The sequence below is a fragment of the Candidatus Frankia alpina genome, from assembly GCF_902806485.1.
GTDB classification, from domain to species: Bacteria; Actinomycetota; Actinomycetes; order Frankiales; family Frankiaceae; genus Frankia; species Frankia alpina.
This window is the reverse complement of record NZ_CADCWT010000372.1, coordinates 1-3,246: the sequence shown is the minus strand read 5'-3', so window position 1 is coordinate 3,246 and position 3,246 is coordinate 1. Positions and strand designations below refer to the sequence as shown.

At 68.7% G+C, this 3,246-nt stretch carries 4 protein-coding genes; 3 read left to right on the top strand and 1 reads right to left on the bottom strand.

Annotated features, from left to right (window positions below):
- Positions 1–33 precede the first annotated feature (33 nt).
- Positions 34–873, top strand: coding sequence for an enoyl-CoA hydratase/isomerase family protein (locus tag G6R25_RS22785; protein WP_235949469.1), 840 nt, complete (start codon positions 34–36; stop codon positions 871–873).
- Positions 874–1,102: 229 nt separating this feature from the next.
- Here G6R25_RS22785 and G6R25_RS22780 read toward each other — a convergent pair whose 3' ends face one another.
- Positions 1,103–1,951 (bottom strand): LysR family transcriptional regulator, encoded by an 849-nt coding sequence (locus G6R25_RS22780; RefSeq protein ID WP_163554512.1) that lies wholly within the window; start codon positions 1,949–1,951, stop codon positions 1,103–1,105.
- 96 nt (positions 1,952–2,047) lie between these two features.
- Here G6R25_RS22780 and G6R25_RS22775 point away from each other — a divergent pair, with 96 nt between their 5' ends.
- Together G6R25_RS22775 and G6R25_RS31030 are read left to right on the top strand one after the other, a co-directional pair.
- Positions 2,048–2,779 carry an SDR family NAD(P)-dependent oxidoreductase gene (locus G6R25_RS22775; protein ID WP_136449488.1) on the top strand — a complete coding sequence of 244 codons (732 nt, stop codon included), beginning with the start codon at positions 2,048–2,050 and terminating at the stop codon, positions 2,777–2,779.
- A gap of 299 nt (positions 2,780–3,078) precedes the next feature.
- Positions 3,079–3,237: an NAD(P)-binding domain-containing protein gene (locus tag G6R25_RS31030; RefSeq protein ID WP_419469407.1), complete on the top strand. Its 159-nt coding sequence runs from the start codon at positions 3,079–3,081 to the stop codon at positions 3,235–3,237.
- The last annotated feature ends 9 nt before the right edge of the window (positions 3,238–3,246 follow it).

Here is a 3,246-nt window from a genome sequence, read left to right as displayed (position 1 = left end):
TCCTACTAACGGCCTGACGGCGAAACGGGAATCATGACTGACGCATACCCGACCCTCAAGATCTCTCTCGCCAGCGGCGTGGCGCACGTCGTGATCGACAACCCTCCCATCAATCTGCTCGACGCCGCCCTGATGACGGACCTGGAGCGGTTCGCGGACGCCATGTCCGGCGCCCACGACATCCGGGTGATCGTTTTCGACGGCGCGGACCCGGACTTCTTCGTCGCGCACGGCGACATGACGACCGCCGACGACCCCGCGACGTTCGTTGCCCTCCCCATCGCGCCCGAACAGGACCAGTCCCTCAACCCGATGATGCGGCTCCACGAACACATCCGGTCGCTGCCACAGATCACCATCGGCAAGCTGCGCGGACTGGCCCGCGGCGGCGGTGCGGAATTGCTGTCCGCGATGGACATGCGGTTCGCCTCGCTCGAACGCGCCGGAATGGCCCAGATGGAGTGTCGGCTGGGAATCATCCCGGGCGCGGGAGGCACTGCATACCTGCCCGGTCTCGTGGGTCGCGCACGCGCCCTGGAGATCATCCTTGGCGGGCAGCTGATCGATGCCGCGACCGCGGAACGGATCGGATGGGTGAACCGGGCCGTGCCGGACACCGAGCTCGACCACGTCGTCAACACCCTCGCCGCCCGCATCGCCGCTCTTCCTCCCGGCGTCGCCCGCGCCGCGACCGAAGCGGCCGACACCGCGGCCGAGTCGACCACTCACGGCCTACGGAAGGCCAACGAGCTCCTCAACGGAGTGTTCGACGAACCCGCTGCAACCCGTCTCGCCAAGGCTGCACTGGCCGCCGGCGCGCACACCCGCGACGGAGAGCGCCGCCTTGAGGCTCTTGTCGACGACATCACCTAATCTGAAGTTTCGCCATTGGGAGTGTGCTGAATCGGCTCATCCAAGATTTTCGTAGCCGGTGATCGTCGGCGCTGACGAGGCGTGACTTCGCGCTCGTGCGGCGGGGTGCTGGGGCATGTCCGACGAGGTGTTGGTCGTGCTGCTTGCTCGACTCAGGCCCGTGGTCGTCGAGTCGGTCGCGGTCGTCGACGGCGTGTTGGTCATCACGCCCGTACCCGGGGCGGTGATGCTAGAGACGTGTCGCAGTCCGGATGAGGTCGGCGACGGCTCTGGACCGGCTGTGCGGTGGCCAGGCGATCACGGTGGTGACTGTCGACGCGTCCAGCACGGGCACGGCGGCGAGGTCCCCGTGCAGTTGGGCTCGGCACGACTCCGGTGAGATCGTGCAAGCGCGGCCGAGCGCGATCAGCTGCAGCAACTGCGCGTGGTCGCGGACCTGCGGGCCGGGGCCGGGCGGGTAGGCTCCGTCGGGGTCGGGCCAGCGTGGCAGGGGCAGGCCTGGCAGCGCGGTGATGTCGGCCATGTGCACGTGGGCCCGGACGGTGAGCGGATGCCCGGCCGGCAGGACCACAACCTGGCTCTCCGTGCTGAGCTCTGCGGTGTGGAACCCGGCCGTCGAGTCGAACGGCCGGTGCAGTAGCGCCACGTCGGCCCGGCCCTCGCGCAGGAGTCGTTCCTGCTCGGCCGGGCCGCACAGGGTGACGTCGACGGGGACCGCGCCGGGTTCGGCGGCGTAGGCGTCGAGCAGTTTCGCCAGCAGTTCGCTGGACGCGCCGGCTTTCGCGGCCAGGACCAGGCCGGGACGGCCGGTCGCGGCGAGGGCGGCGCGGCGGGTCCGGCGGTCGGCGGCGTCGATCGCGTCGAGGGCCGCCCGGCCCTCGGCCAGCAGCACCAAGCCGGCCTCGGTCAGCGTGACGGTGCGGTTGGTCCGGTCCAGGAGTGCTGCCCCGAGCCGGCGTTCGAGCTGCTGGATCGCCCGTGACAAAGGCGGCTGTGCGATCCCGAGCCGCTGCGCGGCGCGCCCGAAGTGCAGCTCTTCAGCGACAGCGACGAAGTATCGCAGTTCCCGGGTCTCCACGCAGCCACGCTATCCCGGGATCGATACCTGGGCGGTATCGTTGGTCACCTGATCGGTGTTGGACCCCTCGCCAGGGTCCGGGTCAGCATTGACCCTATGAGTGAACCGACGATTGCGCTGGTCAGCGGCGCGAACAAAGGAATCGGGTACGAGATCACCGCGGGCCTGGGTGCCCTCGGCTGGAGCGTCGGCGTCGGCGCCCGCGACGATCAGCGCCGGGAGGCCGCGGTGGAGAAGCTGCGCGTGGCCGGCGTTGACGCGTTCGGTGTACCGCTGGACGTGACCGACGACGCGAGCGCGACCGCCGCCGCACGGCTGATCGAGGAGCTGGCCGGGCGCCTCGACGTGCTCGTCAACAACGCCGCCATCACTGGTGGTATGCCGCAGGAGCCCACCCGGGTCGATCCGGTCACCATCCGGACGGTCGTGGAGACCAACGTGATCGGCGTCATTCGCGTCACCAACGCGATGATGCCGCTGCTGCGCCGCTCTGCCTCGCCGCGGATCGTGAACATGTCCAGCAGCGTCGGCTCCCTTACCCGGCAGTCAGGAATCGCTGGTGAGCAGACGACGGGTCCGGTGGCCGTGGCGTACGCGCCGTCGAAGACGTTCCTGAACGCCGTCACCCTCCAGTACGCCCGGGAGCTGAGCGGTACGAACATCCTGATCAACGCCGGCTGCCCCGGCTTCGTCGCGACCGACCTCAACGGCTTCCGCGGTGTGCGCACCCCCGAACAGGGCGCGGCGATCGCCATCAAACTCGCGACCCTGCCCGACGATGGCCCGACCGGCAAGTTCTTCGAGGACGCTGGCGTAGTGCCCTGGTGATGTGCACGGCGGTCATCACCCGCCGGGTGAGGCGGCTTCGCCCGCGCGTCTCGAACAGGTTCATCGACTGTGGCGGCCGTCCCGGCCAACGTTTCGGCGCCCGGGGCAACGCTCCGCACCGCTCCGGAGGAACACTCCGGTCGGCGAAGCCGAAACCGGGCGTTCCTGCCCGCATCCCCGCCGTCGGCCTTGTGAGCCGGCGGCATGCCCCTGAAGGTCCTGTCGGTTAGTGCGGTTCGGCATCGAATTAATACATCTATCGCTCATGTTATTTGGGCCCAAACTGTCAGGAGACTGTTGTGCACATCGCGATCATCGGCAAGGGGAAAGTGGGCTCTGCGCTGGGAGCACGGCTCGCGTCCGCCGGCCACGAGGTGGCCTACGGCTCACGTACCCCCGAGGACCACACCGGGTCGGTCAGTGAGCCTTTCCCGGTAACGTTTTGTCGCTTTGCGTGACATCAATGT

Excerpts from the sequence above, each read along its gene's own strand:
- G6R25_RS22785 (WP_235949469.1), top strand. The coding sequence starts at position 34 with ATGACTGACGCATACCCGACCCTCAAGATCTCTCTCGCCAGCGGCGTG.
- G6R25_RS22775 (WP_136449488.1), top strand. The coding sequence starts at position 2,048 with ATGAGTGAACCGACGATTGCGCTGGTCAGCGGCGCGAACAAAGGAATC.